Origin of the sequence: Roseicyclus salinarum (assembly GCF_029624655.1) — a bacterium.
Lineage (GTDB): Bacteria > Pseudomonadota > Alphaproteobacteria > Rhodobacterales > Rhodobacteraceae > Roseibacterium > Roseibacterium salinarum.
Map to the genome: position 1 here is coordinate 66,576 of NZ_JARRSA010000002.1, position 23,400 is coordinate 89,975.

Annotated in this window: 18 protein-coding genes, 1 tRNA gene and 1 pseudogene; 4 read left to right on the plus strand and 16 right to left on the minus strand. The window is 69.4% G+C overall.

From position 1 onward, the window contains the following. Nucleotides 1-76: 76 nt before the first annotated feature. From P6F26_RS01805 to P6F26_RS01840, 8 genes are all read right to left on the minus strand, one after another. A complete protein-coding gene (locus P6F26_RS01805; RefSeq protein WP_278026928.1) occupies nt 77-991 on the minus strand; it encodes an isopenicillin N synthase family dioxygenase in 915 nt (304 codons plus the stop codon). Next, nucleotides 988-1,620 carry an NAD(P)H-dependent oxidoreductase gene (locus P6F26_RS01810; protein ID WP_278026929.1) on the minus strand — a complete coding sequence of 211 codons (633 nt, stop codon included), beginning with the start codon at nt 1,618-1,620 and terminating at the stop codon, nt 988-990. The genes P6F26_RS01805 and P6F26_RS01810 overlap by 4 nt, the downstream gene beginning before the upstream one ends. Nucleotides 1,621-1,623: 3 nt before the next feature. Continuing rightward, complete coding sequence (locus P6F26_RS01815; RefSeq protein WP_278026930.1) at nt 1,624-2,205, minus strand: NAD(P)H-dependent oxidoreductase; 582 nt, start codon at nt 2,203-2,205, stop codon at nt 1,624-1,626. Nucleotides 2,206-2,302: 97 nt separating this feature from the next. Beyond that, a complete protein-coding gene (locus tag P6F26_RS01820; protein WP_278026931.1) occupies nt 2,303-3,715 on the minus strand; it encodes an FAD-binding oxidoreductase in 1,413 nt (470 codons plus the stop codon). After that, nucleotides 3,716-4,993, minus strand: coding sequence for a cytosine deaminase (locus tag P6F26_RS01825; RefSeq protein ID WP_278026932.1), 1,278 nt, complete (start codon nt 4,991-4,993; stop codon nt 3,716-3,718). Beyond that, entirely contained in the window at nt 4,993-5,856 is an 864-nt protein-coding gene (locus tag P6F26_RS01830; protein ID WP_278026933.1) for an ABC transporter permease, read from the minus strand. Before P6F26_RS01830 ends, P6F26_RS01825 begins: the two co-directional genes overlap by 1 nt. Next, nucleotides 5,853-6,647 carry an ABC transporter ATP-binding protein gene (locus tag P6F26_RS01835; protein ID WP_278026934.1) on the minus strand — a complete coding sequence of 265 codons (795 nt, stop codon included), beginning with the start codon at nt 6,645-6,647 and terminating at the stop codon, nt 5,853-5,855. Before P6F26_RS01835 ends, P6F26_RS01830 begins: the two co-directional genes overlap by 4 nt. Before the next feature lie 118 nt (nt 6,648-6,765). After that, complete coding sequence (locus P6F26_RS01840) at nt 6,766-7,764, minus strand: ABC transporter substrate-binding protein (RefSeq protein ID WP_278026935.1); 999 nt, start codon at nt 7,762-7,764, stop codon at nt 6,766-6,768. A 245-nt stretch (nt 7,765-8,009) separates the two neighbouring features. Here P6F26_RS01840 and P6F26_RS01845 point away from each other — a divergent pair, with 245 nt between their 5' ends. Further along, nucleotides 8,010-8,438, plus strand: coding sequence for a RidA family protein (locus P6F26_RS01845; RefSeq protein WP_278026936.1), 429 nt, complete (start codon nt 8,010-8,012; stop codon nt 8,436-8,438). A 348-nt stretch (nt 8,439-8,786) separates the two neighbouring features. Continuing rightward, nucleotides 8,787-8,863 (plus strand) — tRNA-Met (locus P6F26_RS01850). On the opposite strand, the gene P6F26_RS01855 is transcribed toward P6F26_RS01850, so the two are convergent. The 8 genes from P6F26_RS01855 to P6F26_RS01890 all read right to left on the minus strand — a co-directional run bounded on the left by P6F26_RS01855 (nt 8,842) and on the right by P6F26_RS01890 (nt 21,243). Continuing rightward, nucleotides 8,842-9,354: a MarR family transcriptional regulator gene (locus tag P6F26_RS01855; protein ID WP_278026937.1), complete on the minus strand. Its 513-nt coding sequence runs from the start codon at nt 9,352-9,354 to the stop codon at nt 8,842-8,844. The two genes, P6F26_RS01850 and P6F26_RS01855, sit on opposite strands and share 22 nt — an antisense overlap. A gap of 43 nt (nt 9,355-9,397) precedes the next feature. Continuing rightward, nucleotides 9,398-11,860 carry a TRAP transporter permease gene (locus P6F26_RS01860; protein WP_278026938.1) on the minus strand — a complete coding sequence of 821 codons (2,463 nt, stop codon included), beginning with the start codon at nt 11,858-11,860 and terminating at the stop codon, nt 9,398-9,400. A 109-nt stretch (nt 11,861-11,969) separates the two neighbouring features. Further along, on the minus strand, nt 11,970-12,956 hold the full coding sequence (locus P6F26_RS01865) for a TAXI family TRAP transporter solute-binding subunit (RefSeq protein ID WP_278026939.1): 987 nt from the start codon (nt 12,954-12,956) through the stop codon (nt 11,970-11,972). A gap of 298 nt (nt 12,957-13,254) precedes the next feature. Next, nucleotides 13,255-14,610 (minus strand): sigma-54-dependent transcriptional regulator, encoded by a 1,356-nt coding sequence (locus P6F26_RS01870; protein WP_278026940.1) that lies wholly within the window; start codon nt 14,608-14,610, stop codon nt 13,255-13,257. After that, entirely contained in the window at nt 14,607-16,472 is a 1,866-nt protein-coding gene (locus P6F26_RS01875) for a sensor histidine kinase (protein WP_278026941.1), read from the minus strand. Before P6F26_RS01875 ends, P6F26_RS01870 begins: the two co-directional genes overlap by 4 nt. Nucleotides 16,473-16,622: 150 nt before the next feature. Beyond that, nucleotides 16,623-19,070: a DNA ligase D gene (ligD, locus tag P6F26_RS01880; protein ID WP_278026942.1), complete on the minus strand. Its 2,448-nt coding sequence runs from the start codon at nt 19,068-19,070 to the stop codon at nt 16,623-16,625. Between the two features lie 6 nt (nt 19,071-19,076). Further along, nucleotides 19,077-19,958: a non-homologous end joining protein Ku gene (gene ku / locus P6F26_RS01885; RefSeq protein ID WP_278026943.1), complete on the minus strand. Its 882-nt coding sequence runs from the start codon at nt 19,956-19,958 to the stop codon at nt 19,077-19,079. A gap of 85 nt (nt 19,959-20,043) precedes the next feature. Continuing rightward, a complete protein-coding gene (locus tag P6F26_RS01890; protein ID WP_278026944.1) occupies nt 20,044-21,243 on the minus strand; it encodes an aminotransferase-like domain-containing protein in 1,200 nt (399 codons plus the stop codon). A 276-nt stretch (nt 21,244-21,519) separates the two neighbouring features. Between P6F26_RS01890 and P6F26_RS01895 the strand changes: the two are divergent. Then, a pseudogene (locus P6F26_RS01895) lies at nt 21,520-22,425 on the plus strand (beta-keto acid cleavage family enzyme); the annotation flags it as partial. 149 nt (nt 22,426-22,574) lie between these two features. Continuing rightward, complete coding sequence (locus P6F26_RS01900) at nt 22,575-23,336, plus strand: SDR family oxidoreductase (protein WP_278026945.1); 762 nt, start codon at nt 22,575-22,577, stop codon at nt 23,334-23,336. The last annotated feature ends 64 nt before the right edge of the window (nt 23,337-23,400 follow it).

Consider the following 23,400-nt stretch of genomic DNA (forward strand, 5'->3'; position numbering starts at 1 on the left):
GCATGCCGGCAGCGGCGGTTTCGCGCGTATTTAGGGAAAGATGAAGGGGTGAGGTCTGGATCCCGCCCCGCGCCGCCTATTCGTTGTAGGTCGCGTCGAGCCTGCTCTGAAGGTAGTCGGCGGCGCGCACCGGCGGATATTTCGGCGTCCCGGTTCCCGGCAGTGCCTGCACGACGACGTCGGGGTTGGCCTCGACGAACATGGCGACCGACCGGCGCTGGCGCTTCGGCGGAAGGACCCGGTGCGGGGTCGACATGTAGGTGTCGTTGGTCCACCGCATCAGGCAGTCGCCGATGTTGACGATGTAGGCGTCGCTCAGATGCGGCACGTCCGTCCACTCGCCGCCGCGCGGCTTCACCTGCAGGCCGGGCTCGCCATCGGTCATCAGGAGGGTCACGACGCCGTAGTCGGAATGCGCGCCCGCGCCGATCTCGTCCTCGGCGCCCGTGGCGGGTGGATAATGCAGCAGGCGCAACGCGGCCAGCGGTTCGTGAAACGCGCCGTCGAAGTGGTCCTCGGGCAGCCCGAGGTCGAGCGCGATGGCACGCGACAGCCGGATGCCGAGACCGAGCGCGGCGTCGTAGTAGGCCAGCATCGTCTCGCGGAAACCCGGCAGCGCAGGCCACTGGTTCACGCCGCGGAACGGCTCGCCCGCCAGCACGCGAGGGTCGGCGGGGTCCATGTCGAACCCGATGTTGAAACTTTCCTTGCGATCCTTCTGGCCCGACGTCTCGTCGAGGCTTTCGAGGCCGTCATGCGCCCAGCCGCGGTAATGCGGGGTCCGTAGGATCGAGATCGCCTCCTTCGCGGGCCGCGGCAGGTCGAAGAAGCGCCCGGCCTGGGCGAAGACTTCCGCCCGCAGGACGGGGTCGATGCCGTGGCCCGTCAGAAGAAGGAAGCCCGGCCCCCGCGCCGCCGCGCCGAGATCCGCGACAAAGCCCGCGCGGTCCGACCCCTGGGCGAAGCGGGTGAAGTCCAGCACCGGGATCATGCCGCGGCCTCCTTCGCGCCTGCGCGGGACCGGGGCCCGATGAGCTTGTCCATCCTTCTCGCCACGCGCCCCAGATGCCGTTCCCTGCTTGCGGCGCTGGAGCTGTCCATCAGGTAATGCGCGGCGAAGACCGTCCGGCAGCGCCTCGCGCATAGCAGCCTGACGCCCCTCAGCAGCGTTCGGCGGCCCGGCGCGCCCACGAACCGCGTCAGCCAGAAGCTCGCCCCGCAGGTCGTGAAGACGCCGAGCCGGGTGATGTGCGTCAGTCCCGGACGGATGTCCGAATTCTCGGCGTCGGGCATCAGGAAGGCGAGGCCCGGCACGAGGACGCGGTCGAGCCAGCCCTTGATCATCGCCGGAAGTCCGTACCACCAGGTGGGATAGACGAAGATCAGAGTGTCGCACCAGGCGAGGTCCGAGCAGTGCTGCGCCACGGCCGCGCGGTTGCGCGCCTCGTCCTCGTAGATCTCGTGTTCCCGCGCGCTCAGCACCGGGTCGAAGCCCTCGGCATAGAGATCGCGCAGACGCACTTCGGCGCCCGCCGAGGCGAGCTTGTCCATGACAACGTCGCGGACGGCCGCGGTGAAGCTGCCGCGCCTGGGATGACAATAGACGACCAGTGCGCGCATGTCTCAGAACGCCTCCATCTCGCGTCCCACGCGGCCGAGGAAGTCCTCGCGGCGCGCGTCGTCCGCCCGGTTCATGTCGTAGAGCGCGAGATATCGCGTCTTGGCCGGGCGGCAGACGTGCCAGACCGCGCGCTTGAAGGATTTCCGCGGCGGGTCCCCCACCAGCATCGCGCGCATCCGCGTCCCTCCATAGGTGGTCACGGCGGCGAGCTTGCGGATATGGGTCAGGTTCGGCTTCACCTTTCCGTCCACCAGCCTGAAGGACACGCCTGGAAGGAACACCCGGTCGAGAAATCCTTTCAGGATTGCCGGGTAGCCGAAATTCCAGACCGGGAACACCATGACCATCGCATCGGCGGCGCGCAGGCGTTCCACGTAACCCGCGACGGGCGCGACGTTGCCCGGCGCGTCGTGGTAGCCGCGGCGCTCCGACCGGGTCAGGACCGGGTTGAAACCCTCGGCGTTCAGGTCGCAGTCGTCGACCTCCCATCCCGAGCCCGCCAGCCGCTCCACCACCGTCCGGTGCAGCGCCGCCGAGAAGCTCTCGGGGCAGGGATGCGCGAAAAGGACGAGGGCGCGGCTCATGCCCTCACCCCTTCATCTTTCGAAAAATACGCTCGGGGGAGCGCGAGGGGGCGGAAGGCCCCCTCGCTCCGGGTGTTGGCGGGCGCTGCGGGCCCGCTCACTCAGCAGCCTCCGGCCTCGGCGTCATCCGCCCGTAGGAATACATCGCCGAATAGTCGAAATCGGGATCGTCCCAGGCGATCATCTTGCCGGGGTTCAGAAGGCCCTTGGGGTCGGCTTCACGCTTGAAATCGAGCTGTCGACGGTCCGTGGACTGGCGGCCGCCCTCCTCCAGCGTGTAGCGGTGCGGATTGAAGACCATCGCGCCGGCCTCCTCGTGGATGCGGACGATCTCGTCCAGCCGCTCGGCGGTCGAGAACTTCACGAGGCTCAGGCCCGCGAACATCACCTTGCCGTTCTCGCGCAGCACCTCGAGGTGCTGCAGCACCTCGGGACTGAATTCCTCGCGCATCCTCTCGATCAGCTCCAGGTGGCGGGGGAAGCCGTAGCGCACCTGCAGGTAGGTGATGGAGGGATCGACCTTCAGCGCCCGGAGCGTCGTGTGGTTCCAGCCGTATTCGAACACCGGGCCGGGCGTCTTGGGCCAGTCGTGATCGTCCGAGCGGTAGATCAGCCGCGCCTCCGGCCGGCGGCCGAGGAAGGTCAGGAAGCCGTCGATGGAATGCGGCGCGACCATCAGGCCGATCAGCGTGTCGTCGGCCTCGATATGCGGCCTGACCCGCGTGAAGTAGTCGAAGGGCGCGGGCGCTTCGTAGACCGAGGCGAGCTTGATGAGGATGCCGTCCTCGTTCGCCAGCTCCTCGGCGAAACGCGTCGCGGCCATGAAATCCTTGGACGCCACGAACATCTCGATCCAGTCGTAGGCGGGCGCCAGCGGCATCTCGATCTCCGTGATGATGCCGTTCGTGCCGTAGGCGTGGGACACCCGCGCCAGTTCCTCGCCCCTGAACTCCAGCACGCGCGGCTCCTGCTCCATCGTCACGACGCGCAGCCGGATGATGTTGCCGAGGTCGCGCAGGCTGCCCCAGGTGCAGGACCCCACGCCGCCCGAGCCGCCGGCGATGAAGCCGCCGATCGTGGCCGTCGCCCATGTCGATGAGAACATGCGGATCTCCTGCCCGGAATGCGCCTTGCAGTGCGCGTCGAGGTCCTTCAGCAGGATGCCCGGCTCGCAGATCACGCGGCCGGGATGCACCTCGCGCACCCGGTTCATGTGACGCAGGTGCATGACGCAGCCGCCGCGCATCGGCATCGCCTGTCCGTAGTTGCCGGTCCCGGCCCCGCGTGTCGTCACCGGCACGTCGTGGGCGTAGCAGACGCGAAGCACCTCGATCACCTCGGCCTCCGATTTCGGGTTCACCACGAAATCGGCCTCGAGGTGATCCATCGCCTCCTTCAGCACGGGCGAGTACCAGAAGAAATCCCGGCTCTTGGCGCGGATCGTGGCGGGGTTCTCGTCCTGTTCGATATGGGCGAGGGCGGCCTTCGCGGCGGCGACATTCTCTTGCATTCAGGTCCTCATGAGGTCGTCTAGCTCGGCGTAGTCGGGAAGCTTGCGGTCGATCTGCACGCCTCCGCGCAGCACGATGCGGTCGGCTTGCGGGCGGGCGAAAAGCTCGGTCCAGTTGCGCGCCTTGCAGATCACGAGGTCGGCCGGCGCGCCCTTGTCCAGTGACGGCGCTGCGATCCCGCAGGTCGCGGCGGGCTCGGTCAGGAAGCTGGTTACCCAATCGGCCCGCGAGTGGTCGAGATGCCCGATCCGCGTCGCCTCGCGCATCACCTCCAGCATGTCCATGTCGCCGTAGGCGTAGAAGGGATCGCGCGTGTTGTCGGAGGCGAAGCTGACGCGGATGCCGCGCGCGCGCATCTCGTGGACCAGCGTGATGCCCCTGCGGCGCGGGGTGCGGGCGATGCCCTCGGCCGTGCGGTCCTGCAGGTAGAGGTTGCACATCGGCAGGCTGACGACGTCGATGCCGGCCTTCGCCACGAGGTCGAGCGTATCGAGAGCGCGGCCTTCGTCCTGCGCGCTCAGCGAGCAGCAATGCCCGACGACGACGCGGCCGGAAAAGCCCGTCTCCATCTTCAGCTCGGCGATGTCGCGCAGCGTCTCGACGCCGGCGTCCATGGTTTCGTCGACGTGAAAATCCGCGTCCAGACCGCGTGCGGCCGCCTGCGCGAAGAAGCCCCGGATGCGGTCGCGCAGATCGCCCATCGGGTATGTCACCATGCCCAGCACGCCACCGCGCGTCGCGGCCACGAGGTCGGCGGTATGGCCGAACGGCCCGTCGTCGTCCGTCCACTTGTCGCAGCCGATCAGGCAGGCGGCCTGAAGCTCGATCCGGTCGGCCCAATCCTCCTGCAACTCGCGGAACACGGGCCAGGTGATGTCGTCCTGCGGCGCGATCGAATCGAGATGGGTGCGGATCGCCCGCGTGCCGTGCGCGAAGGCGGCGCGCAGCGAGAACTCCATCCGGGGGCGCAGGTCCCCGGCACTCCAGCGCGCGGCACTGTCAGCGCGCACGGTGGCCAGCGCCCCGGCGAAGGTGCCGTCCGGGTTGGGGCTGCGAGGCCAGATGTGGCCCTTGTCGAGATGCGTGTGCATGTCGACGAAGGCGGGAAAGACCATCGCGCCGCCCATGTCCACGGCGACGGGCTGCGGGTCGCCGATGCGGCCGTCGTCGATGGAGATCTCCGTGCGCACGAGATCGCCTTCGAGGCCGGCGAGGCAGGCGGGCACCGTCACGTTGGTCAGCGTGACGCCGCCGTGGGGCAGCTTGGTGAAATCCATCATGTCTCCCGCGATACCGCGCTTTCGTGCCACTTGCGCAGGAGAAGGTGCGACAGGATCGACAGGGCGGCGAAGATGAAGACGCCCATCGCCGCCACCATGGCGAGCGCGGCGAACATCCGTGCGATGTTGAGCCGGTATCCCGCTTCCTGGATGCGGAAGGCAAGGCCCGATCCAATGCCGCCGGTGCCCGCGACCAGTTCCGCCACCACGGCCCCGATCAGCGACAGGCCACCCGCGATCTTGAGGCCGCCGAGGAAGTAGGGCAGCGCCGAGGGAAGCTGCAGGAAGCGCAGGCGCTGCCAGCGCGTCGCGCCGTAGATGCGGAAGAGGTCGCGCAGGTTGTGATCGACCGAGTTCAGCCCCAGCGTGGTCGAGGACAGGACCGGGAAGAAGGCCACGATCCACGCGCAGAGCAGCATCCCCGCGACCTTTGAATCGACGTAGATGAAGATGAGCGGCGCGATCGAGACGACCGGCGTCACCTGCAGGATCACGGCGTAGGGATAGAAGCTGAGTTCCAGCATCTTCGACTGGTTGAACAGGATGGCGAGGCCCGCGCCGCCCGCCACCGCCAGCACCAGCGCCAGAAGCGTGATCCAGCCCGTCAGGTAGGCCGCGTCGATCAGCATTCCCCAATCGTTCACGAGGCTCTCCCAGACGCGGTCGGGGCCGGGCAGGATGTAATGCGGGATCTCGTTGGCCGCGACGATCCACGCCCAGCCCGCGATGGACAGGATCATGATCGCGACCGGCAGCACCCATTTCGCCACCTTCTCGAGGCGCGCGGCGCGGGCGCGGCGGATCTCGTCCTCGTCGCGCGCATCGGCGGGCTGTGCCGTGCTTTTCTCGGCAAGGCTCATGCAGGCTCTCCCATGGCTTCCTTCAGCGCCTCCGAGGCGCGGCGGGCGTGGGCGGAATACTCGGGCGAGGTGCGGAAGTCCTCGCCGCGCGGGTAGGGCGCGTCCACCTCCAGCTCGGTCAGGACCCGGCCGGGGCGCGCGGCCATCACGACGATGCGGTCCGACAGGAAGACGCTTTCGAACACCGAGTGCGTCACGAAGATCACCGTGCAGCCGATCTGCGCCTTCAGCTTCAGCAGGTCGTTGTTCAGCTTGTGCCGCGTGATCTCGTCGAGGGCGGCGAAGGGCTCGTCCATCAGGATGAGGCGGGGGTTCGTGACGATGGCGCGCGCGATGGAGACGCGCATCTTCATGCCCCCCGAAAGCTCGCGCGGGTAGGCGTTCAGGAACTTCTCGAGGCCGACGAGGCGCAGGACCTCCAGCACGTCGTCCTTGACCTCGGCGTAGCTTTTTCCGGCGAGGCGAAAGGGCAGCCAGACGTTCTGCGCGACGGTGGCCCAAGGCATCAGCGTCGGCTCCTGGAACACGACGCCCAGATCGCCACGGCCGTGCGGCCCCTCCCACTCCACGCGGCCGCGCGTGGGGTGCATCAGGTCCGATATGATGCGAAGCGCGGTGGACTTGCCGCAGCCGGAGGGTCCGAGCAGCGAGATGAAATCGCCCTGGTTCACCTGCAGGTTCATGTCCTGAAGCGCGACGACGTCGCCGCCGAAGACCTTGTCGACATGACGCAGTCTCAGCAGAGGGGCGCGGTCGCCAAGCGGCGGTGTTTCGACGTGGCGTACGACCATGGGTGGCTGTTTCCTGCGCTCGGCTTTCGGCCGTGGACGGCCCGATGCGGTCCGGTGCGGTCCGGTGGTGGCGCCGGGGGCGGAACACGCCCGCCCCCGGCGTTTCGTCAGGCGAGGGTCACTGGGCGGGGCGAAGCTCCATCCCGAGGCCCTGGTTCACGAAGGCCGTCGTGAAGGTCGACTGCCAGTCGAGGCCGTCCTCGACGACGCCGGCCGCGACCATGTCCTCGTAGAAGCCGCCGACGACCTCCTCGGTCATCGCGCCGATCCCCAGCTCAAGGGTATCGCCGCTGTCGACGATGCCGCGCTCGATCATCATGTTGATGGCGAAATCGATCTTGTCCTGAGTCATGTCGGGGTTCGCCTCGAGGATCATGGCGTTGGCGGCGGCGTTGTCGCCGTAGAGGTAGTTGTACCAGCCAAGGATCGAGCCGTTGACGAAGCACTCGACCACCTCGGGGCTTTCGTCGATCGTGGCCTGCATCGTCTCGATCGTCGTCGCGTAGGACGAGAAGCCCGCGTCCGCGATCAGGAACACGTTGGGCGTGAAGCCGCCGGTCGTCTCGACAACATAGGGTTCGGACGACAGGTAGCCCTGCATCCCCAGCTGGTCGTCCGCAAGGAACGGCGCGGGGTTGAACGTGTAGGGCTGGCGCTGTTCGGCGGTGAAGCCATGCGCCGTGATCATCCACTGGTAGTAGCTGCTGAAGCCGTTGTCCCCGATGAGAAGCGTGAGGTTCTTCAGGTCCTCCCAGCTGTCCGCGACGCCGGGGTGGGCGAGGATGACCTGCGGGTGCTTCTGGAACACGGCTGCGACGGCGACGACGGGAATGTCCTCGGCTGCCGCGTTGAAGGCCTGCAGCAGGTCCCCGCCCATGTGGAACTGGATGCGGTCGGCCAGAAGAAGCGCGCGGTTGTTCACCTGAGGGCCGCCCGAGATCACGGTGACGTCGAGGCCGCATTCGGCGTAGGTGCCATCCGCCACGGACTGGTAGAAGCCGCCGTGCTCGGCCTGGGCGAGCCAGTTGGTGCCGAAGGTGACAGGTGTGAGGTCCTGCGCCTGGACAGCGCCGGCCGCGAGGCCCGCGCTCAGCGCGAGAAGGGACGTGCGAAGCATGTGTCGTGGTACTCCCCGAAGGTGGTTGGTCATGCGGGCGACGGTAAATGCGCCCTGCCGCCATGGAAGGCCGGGCGGCGCGCGAGGCCGGGCACATGCGGCGCGGCACGGGGTTTCGCCACATCGTCGTGCGACATGCCTGAATCTTGTGCACTTGCGGAAGCGCCGCATGAGAGGGCTGGACACAGGGAGGCCCCGACGGGAAGCCTCGGACGAGCCGGGACATGCACCGAACGGAGCCATCCATGACCGATTCCACCGCGCTCTCCGCGCTGACGCCCGCAGGCATCCGTCCGCCCTTCGCGGCCTACGCGCACGGCACGCACGTGCCCGCGGGCGCCGAGTGGGTCCTCACCTCGGGGCAGCTCGGCATTGCGCGGGACGACACGATCCCCCCGGAGGCCGAGGCGCAGGCCGAGCTCTGCTTTGCCGCGATCGATGCCATCCTCGACGAGGCCGGGTTCGCGAGGTCGGATGCCGTCCGCATCAACGCCTTCGTGACCGACCGGGCGCACATGGCGGGCTACATGGCGGCGCGCGACCGCTGGTGCGCGGGCATGGCGCGCCTGCCGGCCTCCACCCTCGTGATCGTGGCGGGGTTCACCCGGCCCGAGTTCAAGGTCGAGGTCGAGGTCACGGCAGCCCGGTACCCGCGGGCCCCGAACGGCACCTGACCCTGCGGCCCGCAACTGGCCCGGGGCCCTTTCAGGGGGCTATCGCCGAAGCTTCTGAGGCCCGGCCCGCCGATCCGGGGCGTCCAGACACGCGCACGTTCTCCTCGACGCGGCGGCGTGGCGCTGCGCACAGGCCTGCCCAACCGCTCGGCCGCCGCAGCGAGAGCTGCCGCCGGGACCCTGGCGAGATCGCCAGCGCCATCGCCGCCCCCGGTGCGCGCGACCCTTGCCCGCCGTGGATTCCGCCAATGCCCGGCCGGGTGCAGGGCCCTGCTTCGGGACGGCCCATGCCGCCGCTTTTTGAGGTTGACGCGCAGCCCCGGCTGCCGTAACTCCGCGACCGGTCTCGGCGGAGTAGCTCAGTTGGTTAGAGCAGCGGAATCATAATCCGCGTGTCGGGGGTTCAAGTCCCTCCTCCGCTACCATTTTTCCCCAGTGTTTCCGGCGACTTCCTCCTGCTGTGGGTCAAGAGCCTTGTCTCTGTTTCCGCCTTCGTGGAGAAGGCTTCGATCTCTTCCGCCGAGTATCGCGATGCGAAGCGCGTGAATTCGCGCTGTTCCCGATCCCCGATATCCTCGATCAAGGCCCGGCTCCGCGGCGTCAGGCTGTAGCAGACGGACGTCTTGTGGCCGGGGTACTGCGATTGCGTGACGAGACCCCGGATGTGCAGGTCCTGAATCTCCCGCTGCACGAACTGCCTTTTGACATCGAGGGCTCTCGTGATCTCGGGAGCGGTCGCCGGACCCAGGGCGAGAAGCGCCTCGAGGATCGCACGCCCCGGAAAATCGCCTTGCCGGTGCGGACCCTGCCGCACCTTGGAACGGGATCCGCCGGATGACGCCGAGCCTTCCGCATCGGGCCTCGGGCTGCGTGCCGAAACGGCGTCGTCCGCGGCCGACGCCGCGGACGGTTTCATGCAGGTTCCGTTCGAGCGGACGCGGCGCGCCCGTCCCGGCGCCTCAGTCGGCGCCGCGCACCGGGACGGACGCGTCGGGGCGCGGCTGGAACACCTTCTGGATCATGAAGATGCCGGCCGCAGCGCCGATCCCCGCGAGGTCGGTCAGAAGCCCTCCCTCGATCATGAACAGCGCCGCGATCACCAGGGCGATGCGCAGGAACCACGCCGTCCGCCCGCCGATGAACCACCCCTGCACGCCCGCCGACAGCAGGAACACGCCGAAGGTCGCGGTGAGGCCGGCGCGGATCACCTCGAACCAGGTGCCGTCCATCAGGATCGCGCTGTTGTAGAAGAACATGAACGGCACGATGAAGGCCGCTATGCCGATCTTGAAGGATGCGACCGAGGTTTCCATCGGGTTGGCGCCCGAGATGCCCGCCGCCGCGTAGCTCGCCAGCGCCACGGGCGGCGTGATGGCCGAGACCACGGCGAAGTAGAACACGAAGAAATGCGCGGTCAGCATCGGGATGCCGAGCTGCACGAGGCCGGGCGCCACGACCGAAGCCGCCACGGCATAGGCCGCCGTCGTGGGCATTCCCATGCCGAGGAGGATGGCGATGCACATGGCGAAGAACAGCGCAAGGATCTGGCTGACGCCCGCGAGGTCGAGCAGCACGTTGGAGAAGCGCGCGCCGACCCCGGTGAGCGAGATCACCCCCACGATGATGCCAGCGCAGGCGCAGACGGCGATGATCTGGATCGACATCACGCCGGCAAGCTCGAACGCCTTGAGGACCTTTCCGGGCGTCATGCCGTCTCCGCGGTAGGCGTAGGTCCAGTAGACGAGGCCGGCGAGCGCCACGGCGAAGATCGCGATCGTCCCGGTCTGGGTCGCCGCGGCCTCGCTCAGAAGGGTGGTGAGCGCGGCGTAGATCGCGATGCTGAGCGCCAGAAGGCCCCAGCCGCGCCACGTCGGCTGCATCCATGACACGACGACCGCCGCGATGGTGGCGAGCGTGCCTGCGCGGATCACCGAATAGCCCTGGAACAGCGCCACGATCAGGATGATGATCGGGATGAACAGGAAGACGCGGCGGGCCATCGCCCTCAGCTTCGGCAGTTCGTCCTCGCGCATTCCGCGCATCCCGAGCTTGGCGGCCTCGAAGTCGACCATGAAGAATATCGACACGAAGTAGAGGATGGCCGGAATGATCGCGGCGATGGCGATCTCCTGGTAGGGGATGCCGGTGATCTCGGCCATGATGAAGGCGCCCGCGCCCATGATCGGCGGCATGATCTGCCCGCCCGTGGAGGCCGCGGCCTCGATCGCGCCCGCCGTCTTCTTCTGGTAGCCGACCTTCTTCATCAGCGGGATCGTGAGCGAGCCCGTGGCCACGACGTTGCCCGCCGAGGTTCCGTTGATCATGCCCATGAGGCCCGAGGCGAAGATCGCGACCTTGGCCGGCCCGCCGCGCGCGCGGCCCGCCGCGGCGAAGGCGAAGTTCACGAAGTAGTCGCCGACCTTCGAGGCCTGCAGGAACGCCGCGAAGATGATGAACAGGATGATGTAGGTCGACGAGACCGCCGTGGTCGGCCCGAGGATGCCGGCGTCGGAATAGACGTGCCCGAAGAAGCGCTGCCATGTGTAGGGGGTCTGCACCGCGAGGATGCCAGGCAGCAGGTGCGCGGTGAACGTGTAGACGAGGAAGACGCCGGTGATCACCACGAGCGCGAGGCCCGCGACGCGGCGCGTGAGTTCGAGGATCAGCGCCGACCCCGCCGTCGCGGCGAAGGCCACGCCGATGGGCACGAAGGGCGTTCCGACCGAATTGCGCGCCGCCGTGCCGTAGATCGCCACGAGGTAGATCGCGACCACGATCCCGCAGAGCGCGAGGACGATGTCGGATGCCGTGAAGAGGTGGCGCTCACGCCTCTCGAACCAGCCGGTGGCAATCGCGCCGAACGTGGCCAGCAGAAGCGGGATGCCGAACCAGCGCACCTCGGTTTCGTAGATCTCGGTGCCGGGGAAAGCGGCCCATGTCGTCAGGCCGCCCATCTGCGGCAGGTCCCCCGCCGCGATCGTCCGCACGAAGCCGATGGCCGTCGCGCCTGCGACGAGGGCGGGGATGGCCAGCGCCGCCGCCACGAGGGTGATGATCCTTGTCTCGCGCCCTGCCGGGCCGTCATCCGAGAAGGTGTGCGCCGAGAACAGGAGGAACCCCAGCGCCAGCGCGCCGGAGATGTGGACGATGCGGAAGTTCCACGTCTCCATCGGGAATTGCGGAAGGAACGGGATCTCGATCCCGGTCCAGTCCGAGATCGACACGCCGTTCAGCGCCAGCATGTGGAAGGCTGCGTAGATCGTGGAGAGCGCGGCGATGGCGAGGTAGCTCCGGCCCGCGAAAAGGCGGCGGTTGGATTCTACCGGCTCCTCGTCGACGCCGTCCGCGACGACGAGTCCCTCGCCGACCTGCGCCTCGGCCTCGAGGTCTTCCCTTGAGCGTTCGCTGTCGCGCTGGGTCATGTCTTCCTGTGCCCCTCTGGTCCTTCCGCGGCCGCCTCCGTGCGGCCGGCTGGCAAGAAACCCGCGCCGAACCGGGCGCGGGTTTCGATCTTCGTGACGGTCGTGCCGATCAGCCGCCGTAGATCATGTCGTCGGGGATGTCGGCCCCGGCGTTTTCCTCGAACCAGCGCGCCGCGCCGGGGTGCCACATCATGACGGCGTTCTTGTCCCAGTTCTCGGGGACGGTCGACGTCGCCGCGCGGTGGATGTTCACCATGCGCTCGTTGTCCGACATCACCACGTCGGTGACGGCGTAGACGAAGCTTTCCGGCAGGTCGCAGTTGGCGATCGCGAAGTTCCACATCGAAACCGACCGCGCCGGCGCTTCCAGCGTGGTGTAGGTGTCGGCGGCGATCTCGAATGCCGACACCGGGAAGGCGTCGATGATCTGCTGCTGCTCTTCCTCGGTGAACTCGATGATGTTCACGTCGGTCTGCACTTCCAGCTGCGACACCGCCGGGACCGGGACGCCCGCCGCGAAGGCGATGACGTCGAGCAGGCCGTCCTGAAGCTGGCCGCCAAGGTCGGACCAGCCGCCGTTGCGGCGCTCGAAGTTCACGCCCAGCTCTTCCATCATGCGCGGGAAGTAGGTGTCCGAGGTCGAGCCCGCCGGGCCGAAGCCGATGCGCGCGCCATCCGGGATGTCGGCGATCGAGGTGATCCCCGAAGATGCCAGCGCCGTCACCGAGAACGGGGTCTGGTACATCGGGAACATCGCGCAGGCGTTGGTCATCTGCAGGCCGGGCGCGATCGGGTTGGTGCCCTCGAGCGACTCGCGTGCCGGGCCCATCGTGGTCATGCCGAACTGCGCTTCGCCGGTGTGGACGAGCGCCATGTTCTGCATCGGGCCACCGGTGACTTCCGCGCCGCCCGACAGGCCAAGCTCTTCGGCGACGAGGTTCGCCCAGCCCGAGCCGTAGGCGAAGAAGGTGCCGCCCTGCGAGGCGGTGCCGACGGTGAAGCTTTCAGGCCAGCCCGCGCGATCTTCCTGCGCGAAGACGGCCGTGGCGGTCAGTGCGGTCGTCGCCGCGAGCACGGTCAATCTGGTCAGTTTCATGAACTTTCTCTCCCTTGCGTTTTACCCCGGTCAGGGGGCGGGCAAGGCAGGCGGGCGGTGCGTGCGCCCCAAGGGCCGCCGCGTCCGGTCCGATCTCCTCCCCGCCGTCCTCCCGGCGTTTTGCCGGACACGTTTCCCTCCGCGTCCGTCCGGTGGAGGGGTGGGGCGGCACGCTCACCCATGCAACGCCTGCAAGCCCGGTTTGCGCTAACGGGAAGGCTTTTCTGGCGGCGATGGGCGGAAAGGCACCCAAAGGCGGCATTCAGGTGTTCCCCGCGCCACCCATCGGGCCCCAGCTTCAATCCTGGCGGAAGGCCGTGCGGTCCAGCCCGTGCTTTTGCATCTTCTCGTAGAGCGACTTCCGGCTCAGGCCGAGGGCCTCGTAGGTGGCCTTGACGCTGCCCGCGTTGGCGGCGAGCGCGGCGGCGATCTGGGCCTTCTCGTGGGCCGCCATGCGCTCCGCGAGGCTGCGCCCCTCCTCCGCGCTGCCGGGGGGCGGCGCCTCGAGGCCGAGGGCATGGCGTTCGGCGGCGTTGCGCAATTCGCGCACATGGCCGGGCCAGTCGCGCGCGGCCAGCGCGGCCAGGACCGACGCGGGCACGTCGGGCAGCGCGCGCCCGTTGCGCCGCGCGGCCTCCGCCAGCAGCGTCAGGAACAGGATCGGGATGTCCTCGCGCCGTTCGTCGAGGCCGGGGACGCGGATCGTCACCACGTTCAGCCGGTAGAGAAGGTCGGCGCGGAACTCTCCCGAGGCGGCGGCGGCCTCGAGGTCGCGCTTGGAGGCGGCGACGAAGCGCACGTCGAGATCGACCGTCTCGTTCGAGCCGAGCCGCGTGACCTGCCGGTTCTGGATCGCCTGCAGCAGCTTCGCCTGAAGCGGCAGGGGCAGGCTGTCGATCTCGTCGAGAAAGACGGTGCCGCCGCGCGCGTGCTCGAACTTGCCGTAGCGCGCCCGCGTCGCGCCGGGAAAGGCCCCGCTTTCATGGCCGAACAGCTCGCTTTCGATCAGGCCGTCGGGAAGCGCCGCGCAATTGACCTGCACGAAGGGGCGTTCGGAGCGCGCGCTCGCCTCGTGCAGGGCGCGCGCCACCTCCTCCTTGCCCGTGCCGGTGGCGCCCTCGATCAGGACATCGGCCTCGGTCGCGGCGGTCGCGCGGATGCGCTCGCGCAGGGTGCGCATCGCCTCGCTCTGGCCCGTCAGGCGCGCCGCGACCGCATCCGCCGCGCGCCCGTCGCCGGAGGCGGCGGCCCGCAGCCTGCGGTTTTCCATGGTAAGGCGGCGCTTGTCGAGCGCGCGGGCCACAGCGGCGGTCAGGCGGGCGGGGGCATAGGGTTTCTCGATGAAGTCCCATGCCCCCTCCTGCATGGAGCGCACCGCGAGGTCGACGTCGCCATGACCGGTCACAAGGATCACGGGCAGGTCGGGATCGCGCGCCAGCGCGGCGCGCATCAGGTCGAGCCCGTCCATCTTCGGCATCCGGATGTCGGTGACGAGGATGCCCGGAAAGTCGCGGTCCAGATGCTCCAGCGCGGCCTCGGCGCGGTCGCACAGGATCACCTCCAGATCGGCCAGCGTCAGTGTCTGTTCGGCGGCGAGGCGCAGGTGCTCCTCGTCGTCGACGAACACGATGGTGCCGCCGCCCGCCTCGGTCATTCCGCCGCCATGTCCCCGGAAGCGCCATTCGCGTCGGGACCCTCGGCGGCGGCGGGCGCCTCGGTCCGGCGCAGCGTGACGGCGAACACCGCGCCGCCGTCGGGACGGTTGGCCGCGGTCAGCCGACCGTCGAAGTCGCGCACGATGTTGTAGGAGATGGACAGGCCGAGGCCGAGGCCCTGGCCCGGATCCTTGGTGGTGAAGAAGGGGTCGAAGGCCTGCGCCAGCGCGTCGTCAGACAGGCCCGGTCCCCGGTCGCGCACCTCGATCCGGCAGGTGCCGCTGCCCGGCGGGCCGTCGGTAAAGACCTCGATCTCCACGGGTTTCGTCGGGCGACCCTCCATGGCATCGCAGGCGTTGCTGATCAGGTTGACCACGACCTGCTGCAGGCGGATGCGCCCGCCCTCGGCCCAGATCTCGGGCGAGGGGGGGACGTGATGGATCTCGGCCCCGGCCTTGGAAAGGCCCGCCTCCATCAGCTCGAGCGCGTCGGCGACGATCGCGCCAAGCGGCACAGGGCCCGTCTTGTCCTGGGGGCGGCGGGCGAAGTTGCGCAGGTGCTTGGAGATCGACGCCATCCGGTCGGCCATGGCCGAGATGCGGCCCACGTTCAGACGCGCATCCTCGACGCGGCCCCGGTCGAGGAACACCGTGGCATTGTCGGCGAAGGACTTCACGGCGGCGAGCGGCTGGTTGAACTCGTGACTGAGCGCCGCCGACATCTGGCCAAGCGCCGCGAGCTTTCCGGCCTGCACGAGTTCGGCCTGCGCGCGCCGCAGGCGGTCCTCGGCGGTGCGGCGCTCTTCGACCTCGCCGCGAAGCTGGGCGTTGGCCGCGTCGAGGTCGCGCGTGCGGTCGCGCACCCGCGCCTCGAGCTCGGCCTGCTGGCTGCGCTGCACGGCGATACGCTCCATCAGTTGCGCGCGGCGCTGCAGCAGCACGGCGGCGAGCAGGCCGCATATCGCGATCAGCAGAAGAACGAGCCCCAGCACCGTCCAGGCCTGCGCAAGCGCGGGCGCCGTCGGCGTCAGGATCGACACCCGCCAGCCCGGCGCGGCGATCAGCGACGTCTGGATGACGAAGTCCTCGGACGCCCCGTCGCGCCCGTCGACGGTGATGATCTCCATGTCGCCGGTCAGCGGCGCGCGGAGCGTTCCGAGTGGCCTGAGCGCATAGGGCGGATATTGGCGCGTCGCCGCGATTTCCTCGATCGCGGCCTCGGGGATGGGTCCCATCGCGCGGAAATGCCAGTCCGCCCGATCGGACAGGAAGATCACGTTGCTGGTGTCGGTCACGATGATCGTGCTTCCCGCGTCCGCCCAGGATTCCTCGAACCCGTCGAGCGTGATCTTGACGGCGACCACGCCAAGCAGGTCGGTTTCCGCGATGACCGGCGCCGCGAAATAATAGCCGCGCTGGCCCGAGTTGACGCCGAGGGCGTGGAACCGCCCGAACCCCTGGGACATCGCGTCGGAGAAATAGGGCCTGTAGTCGAAGACGCTGCCCACGAAGGAGTGCTCGGCGCGGTAGTTGGAGGCCGCCACGGTGCGGCCGCGGGCATCCATCACGAAGATGTCCGATACGTCGAGCGACAGCGCGCGCTGGCGCAGAAGCTCGTTGGCGAACGGGGCGAGCCCCTCGTTGTCGGGATGGCGCAGGACGCGCGACAGGATCGGCTGCTCGGCGATGAGCGAGGGAAGCGCCTCGGTCCGCTCCAGCGCGCCGCGAAGCCCCTCGACCGCGAGGCGCAGCGTGGCCGCGTCCTGCGCGCCGGCCTTGGCGAGGTAATGCCGCTCGATCCGCGGAAGGACGGCGAAGCTTGCCGCCACCGCGAGGACCACGGCGCCTGCGAGCAGGGCCATGGCGCGACGCGGGCGCGGGCCGCCGGAAATCTGGTCGTGAGCGCCGTTCATCCGGCGAGACTATGCGCGCCGGACGGGCCTGACCAGTGGCGTTGCGGCGCCGGACGTGCCGGACGCGCCGCCGACGGGCGGGAGCGCGCAGGAACGGCCTCAGCCGTGGCCGACCCAAGTCTCGAGGCGCGCGATGCGCCCTTGCGAAAGGCCCACGGCCTCCGGCACGTCGAGGTCGGACCAGTCCCGCTCCCGCGCACGGGCGGCGTCGAACTGCGAGGCGGCCCGAAGGCCGGGCAACTCGTCCCACGCCACGGGCACCGCCACCGGCGCGCCCGCCCGCGCGCGCAGCGAGAACGGCGCGATGGCGGTCGCCCCGCGGTCGTTGCGCAGCCAGTCGACGAAGATCCGCCCCTTGCGCCGCGCCTTGGACATCTCGGCGAGGAAACGCCCGGGCTCCGCCGCCGCGAGGCCTCTCGCGAAGATCCGCGCGTAGAGCTTCACGGTGTCCCAGCCCGCGATGCGTCGCAGCGGCACCACGACGTGAACGCCCTTGCCCCCGGTCACGAGGGCCCACGAGGGAAGGCCGAGGTCGGCGAGGATGCCGCGAATGTCGCGCGCGGCGGACACCACGTCGGCGAAGCCGAGGTCCTCGTCGGGGTCGAGGTCGAAGACCATCCGGTCCGGGTGGTCGAGCCGGTCGCAGCGCGCGCCCCAGATGTGGAATTCAAGCGTGCCCATCTGCGCGGCGCCCACGAGGCCCTGCGCGTTCGTGACATACATGTATTCGGCCGTCCTGCCGTTCGCTTCCTCGACCTCCACCGGCTTCACCGCGTCGGGCCATCCCTCGCCACGGTGCTTCTGGAAGAACCGCTCGCCCCCGAGCCCCGCTGGCAGCCGCACGAGGGACAGTGGCCTGTCCGCGGCCTCCACCAGCATCCGGTCGGCCACTGCCTCGTAGTATTCCGCGACCCCGCCCTTGGTGAGCCCGGCCTCGGGATAGACCTGCCGCCCCGGGTTCGAGACCGCGATCCCGGCGATCTCGATGCGGCCTGACCCATTCGTCCGCTGTTCCGTCATCCTGTCACCTTCCAGCCTGACCTCCCGCGCGGGCTTGTCCTCGCGCAGACCGAGGAACACGGCGTGGCGCAAGCGCCCGTCGCGGGTCGTCTCGGCATATTTCACCTCCGCCACCAGCACGGGCCTGATCCATGTCACGCCGCCGGCCTCGCTTCGGGGCAGCTCCGCAGGCGGGGTCTTGCGGGCAAGCGGCTTCATGGCGCGGGCGAGGTCGTCCATCGCCGCCGCGTCGAAGCCGGTCCCGACCTTCCCGACATAGACGAGCGCGCTGTCGTTCCACGCGCCAAGCGCCAGCGAGGCGAAGGGGCGGCCGGGCCTGTCGCTGCGCTGCCAGCCGAGGATCACGAACTCGTCCCGCCGCTCGCACTTGATCTTGCGCCAGTCCGTGCCGCGGCCGGGGCGGTAGGGCCTGTCGATGCGCTTGGCGATCAGGCCTTCGCCCCCGGCGGCGCAGACCCGGTCGAAGGCGCCGTGCGCGTCCTTGCGGATTACCGCGGACAGCTGCGCCTGTCCAAGCGGCGGCGCGGACCGGAAAAGCGCCTCGAGCCGTTCGCGGCGCGCGCGCAAGGGCTCGCCCGTGACATCCCTGCCATCGAGCGACAGCAGGTCGAAGCCGTAGAAGCGGAACGGCCCTCCGGCCTTGATCGCCTTCTGCAGGCTCGAAAAGCCCTGCAGGTCCGCGCCAGCCACGATCTCCCCGTCGATGAGCGCGCTGTCGCAGTCCAGCGGCGCGAAGGCGGGTGCGAGGCTTGCGAAGCGGTCTGACCAGTCGTGGCCGTTGCGCGTGTGGATGCGCGGCCCGCCGTCTCCCAGCGCGACCAGCGCGCGGTAGCCGTCGATCTTCAGCTCGTGCCACCAGCCCGCCCCGGTCTCGAGCGTGTCGGACAGGGTTGCGAGCTGCACCTCGCGAAATCCGGGAAGCGGGCCGGACTGCCCTTCCGTTTGCGGCCCGGGGTCCGCGCCGGCCGCGATCTGGCGCATCGTGCGGCCGGTCGAGACGCTGCGGCGATAGCGGCCGACGGGATCGCGTCGTCCCGCAGCCTCGTCCTCGGCCTTGATCAGAAGCCAGTTCTCGCGGCCCCGGTCGGACGCCCGCCGCCCCTTCATCCGCACGAGGTCCCACGCGCCGGTCAACCGGCGTCCATGCAGGCGGAAGGCCAGATGACCCTTCTTCAGGCCAGCCTCCACCGGGATCGTCGGGGTCCAGTGGCCGATATCGAACAGCATGACCGTGCCCGCGCCGTAGTTGTCCTCGGGGATGACGCCCTCGAAGCCAAGATAGGAGATCGGGTGATCCTCGGTGCGCACCGCGAGGCGCCTGTCGCCGGTCCGCAGCGAAGGCCCCTTCGTCACAGCCCAGCTCAGCAGCGCGCCGTCCCATTCCAGCCGCAGGTCGAAATGCAGCCTGCGCGCATCGTGCCGCTGCATCGAGTAGCGCAGGGCGAGGCCTTCGGGCGCGCCCCCGTCGCGCGGCTCGGGCGTCGCGTCGAAGTCGCGCCGCGCGAGGTATCGCTCGAGCCGCGACATTCGCCGTCACCCCGTCTTGCGCCGTCCGCCGCGCGCGGACGAGGAGGACCGGGACGCGCCCGCGGATCGCGGACCGCCACCCTTCCTCGCGCCGCCCTTCGCGTCCTTCTTCAGGCTTTCCTTCAGCGCCGACATCAGGTCGACGACGTTCTCCCCGCCCTGCGGCTGGTCCGCGCCGGCGCGCACGCGGGGGGTCTTTCCGCTCGACCGTTTCGCCTCGATCAGCTCGCGCAGCGCGATGTCGTAGCGGTCCCGGTAGGCGGTGGCGTCGAAATCGCCGGTCTTGCGGTCGATCAGCTCGGTCGCCACCGACAGAAGTTCGTCCTCGGCGGGCGCGTCCTGCACCGACGCGAAAAGCGGCTCCGCGTCCCTGATCTCGTCGGCGTAGTGCAGCGTCTCAAGCAGAAGGCCGTCGCCGCAGGGCCGGATCGCGCAGAGGTATTCCTTGCCGCGCATCGTCAGCTGCCCGATTCCCGCCTTCTCGGACCTGCGGAGCGCGTCGCGGACGACGCGGTAGGCATCCTCCGCAAGCTCGTCGGTCGGCACGATGTAGTAGGGCTTGTCGAAATAGAGCGGCGGGATCTCGCAGATGCCGACGAACTGCACCAGGTCCAGCGTCTTCTTCGTCTCCAGCCGGATCGCGTCGACCTCGTCCTTCTCCAGAAGAAGGTATTCGTCGCCGCCCAGCTCGTAGCCCTTGAGGATCTCGTCGGGATCTACCGGGCCGACGCCCGGCACCACCTTCTCGTAGCGGATGCGCTTGCCGGTCGGGCCGTGGATCTGGCGGAAACTCACCCGAGCGCCCGGCCGGGTCGCAGAGTGGATCTCGACGGGGATGGACACGAGCGACAGACGAAGCTGCCCCTTCCAGACGGCGCGCGATGCCATTTCGACCTCCAGTTACGGGATCGAAACGCCTCGGATGCGGACTTGGTTCAATCGCCGGCCCGCCAGGTGCGCGCGGGGCGCGCGGTCAGGCCTGCACCTTCAGCGCGGCCCCAAGCGCGGCGATGCCCTCGACGATGCGTTCCTCGGAGAGGCCCGAATAGTTGAAGCGCGCGAAATTCGGCTGCTCCGTCACCGGGAAGAAACTGCCACCCGGCACGTAGGCGACCCGCGCCTCCGGAAGGGCGACGTCGCGCATGAAGGCCGTGGCGTCGAAGCCTTCGGGAAACCTCGCCCAGACGAACAGCCCGCCCTCGGGGTCGGTGAAGGTGACGTCCTGCGGGAAGTGCCTGCGCATCGCCTCGAGCATCACCTCCTTCTTGCGCCGGTAGCTGGCGCAAAGCGTCGCGACATGCGCGGCAAGGTCGAAACGGTCCAGAAAGAGGCTCGCGGCGGTCATGTTCAGGGTCGAGGTCTGGGTGTCGGCGGCCAGTTTCAGGAGCTTCATCTTCTCCATCAGCGCGCCTTCGGCGACCGCCCAGCCGAGCCGCATTCCCGGCACCAGCACCTTCGAGAACGACCCGAGGTGAATGACGCGGCCATCGGTGTCGAGCGATTTCAGCGTCGGAAGATGATCGCCCGAGAACCGGATGCGGCGATAGGCGGCGTCCTCCAGCACGACGAGGTCGTGGTCGCGGGCAAGTTCGATCAGTCGCTTGCGGCGGGCAAGCGACAGTGTCGCGCCGGTCGGGTTCTGGAACTCGGGGATCGTGTAGATCACCCGCGCCCGCGGCGTGTCGCGCAGCACCCGCTCGAGGATGTCGACGCGCATCCCCTCCTCGTCCATCGGGACGGGGGCATAGGACGGCTGCGCGGGATCGAACGCGATCCGTGCGCCAAGGAAGGTCGGATCTTCCGTCACGATCACGTCGCCCGGATCGACCAGCATCCTTCCGGCGAGGTCGAGGCCCTGCTGGCTTCCCTGCAGGATCAGGACGTTTTCCGAGCCGGAGGGCGTGCCGTCCTCGGTCATCATCTGGGCGACCTGCACGCGCAGGTGCGGCAGCCCGTCCGAGGGGGCGTATTGCATGCCTGCCCCGCCCGGAGCGCGGATCGCCTCGGCGTAGACGGCCTCCAGCTCGGCGGCGGGGAACAGATCGGGGTCGGGATAGCCGCCGCCGAAGGAGATGATCGACGGATCCGCGCCGAGCGACAGAAGCTCGCCGATCGCGTTCGGCTCGACCCGCGCCATGCGGGCTGCAAAACGGGGTGTGGTCTGGGCGCTCATCGAGGTGTCTCCGGGGTGCTGCGGGGCCAGAGGACACCGCCTGCCCATCCTGCGCAAGGGCGCGTCGGCGCCGCGCCTGGCGGTGCACGCGACCGAAAGGGCGGTGCCGTTCACGAGGCCGCCGCCCCGCGCCGCCAGCCGCGGCCGATGGACAAGGCGCACGCGATGGCCGACCATCCGGCCGGCGGGCCGCCGATCCCCTGCGGCCGATCCCCTGCGGCGAGGCGCGGCGCCCGTGCGCCGTCGCGACGGGACAGGCAAGAAGGAGGGAGAGCCATGCCACTGACCATGAGCCGCGAGGTCTTCATCACCTGCGCCGTCACAGGCTCGGGGGCGACGCAGGACCGCAGCCCGCATGTGCCGCGCTCGCCGCAACAGATCGCCGACAGCGCGATCGACGCGGCGCGCGCGGGGGCGGCCATCGTGCATTGCCACGTCCGCGATCCCGCGACCGGGGCGCCGTCGCGCGACCCTGCCCTTTACCGCGAGGTGACGGACCGCATCCGCGCCGCCGAGGTTGACGTGGTGCTGAACCTGACCGCCGGGATGGGCGGCGACATCACCTTCGGCCCGCCGGACGCGCCGTTGCCGGTCAGCGAGGCGGGCACCGACATGGTCGGCGCGGCCGAGCGGGTGGCCCACATCGCCGAGTGCCTGCCGGAGATCTGTACCCTCGACTGCGGCACGATGAACTTCGCCGAAGCCGATTACGTCATGACGAACACGCCCGGAATGCTGCGCGCGATGGGCCGCGCGATGACCGCGCTGGGCGTGAAGCCCGAGATCGAGGCCTTCGATACCGGACACCTGTGGTTCGCGAAGGAGCTGGTGCGCGAGGGCGCCCTCGACGCTCCCGCGCTGGTGCAGCTTTGCATGGGGGTGCCGTGGGGCGCGCCGGACGATCTGAACACCTTCATGGCGATGGTCGGAAACGTGCCGCCGGACTGGACATTCAGCGCGTTTTCGCTGGGTCGCAGCCAGATGGCCTATGCCGCCGCCGCCGTCCTCGCGGGCGGGCATGTGCGTGTCGGCCTCGAGGACAACCTCTGGCTCGAGAAGGGCGTTCTGGCCACCAACGCGCAGCTCGTGGAGCGCGCGGCCGGCATCGTGGAGCGCATGGGCGCGCGGGTCCTCGGCCCGCAGGAGGTGCGCGATAAGCTGGGGCTGCTCAAACGCGAGCCACGCAAGGTCTGCCCCGAATGCCGGCACGTCTTCACGGGCGATGGCTGGGACGGGATCAACGCGCACTGGACGTCGCGGCACGAGGACGTGATGCCCTGTTCCGAAGCCTGGCCGCTGATCCGCGACGGGCGGTATCGGGCCGCCGGCGCATGAGCCGCCGGGTCGTCGTCACCGCCGGTGCGGCGGGCCTCGGACGCGCGATGGCCGAGGCGTTCCTCGCCGCGGGCGACCGCGTGGCGGTCTGCGACGCGGACCCCGAGGCGGTGGCGGAGGTGCGGCGCGCGCTTCCCGCGCTTCACGCCGACACTGCCGATGTGACGGACCCCGAGGCGCTGGGCGCGTTCCTCGGCGGGATCGAGGCGCGCTGGGGCGGCGCCGACGTCGTCTGCGCCAACGCGGGCGTCGGCGGACCGGCCGGACGGATCGAGGACATCGCCTTCGACGACTGGCGGCATTGCGTCGCCGTCAACCTCGACGGGGCCTTCCTGACCTGCCGCTGGGCGGCCGCGGTCATGCGCCGGCAGGGCCACGGCGCGATCCTTCTGACAAGCTCGGTCTCCGGGCTTTTCGGCTTTCCGCACCGCTCGCCCTACGTCGCCGCGAAATGGGGTATCGTGGGGCTGACCAAGGCGCTGGCGTCGGAACTTGGTCCCGCGGGCGTTCGCGTGAACGCGATCTGCCCCGGCGCGGTCGAGGGCCCGCGCATGGACCGCGTCGTGGAGATGGAGGCCGCGGCGCGCGGCCTGGGCGAGGACGAGGTGCGCCGCGGCTTCACGCAGGGCGTCGCGCTGGGGCGTTTCGTGCGGGCGGACGAGGTGGCGGCGATGGCGCTGTTCCTCGCGTCCGACGCAGCGTCGGCGATCACCGGCCAGGCGATGGCGGTGGACGGACATACGGAAAGGACGACGTGATGGCGGCGCGCGGCGAGGGAAGCACGGCGGCGAGGCCCGGCGAAACGGCGGATGGCGGGCGGGC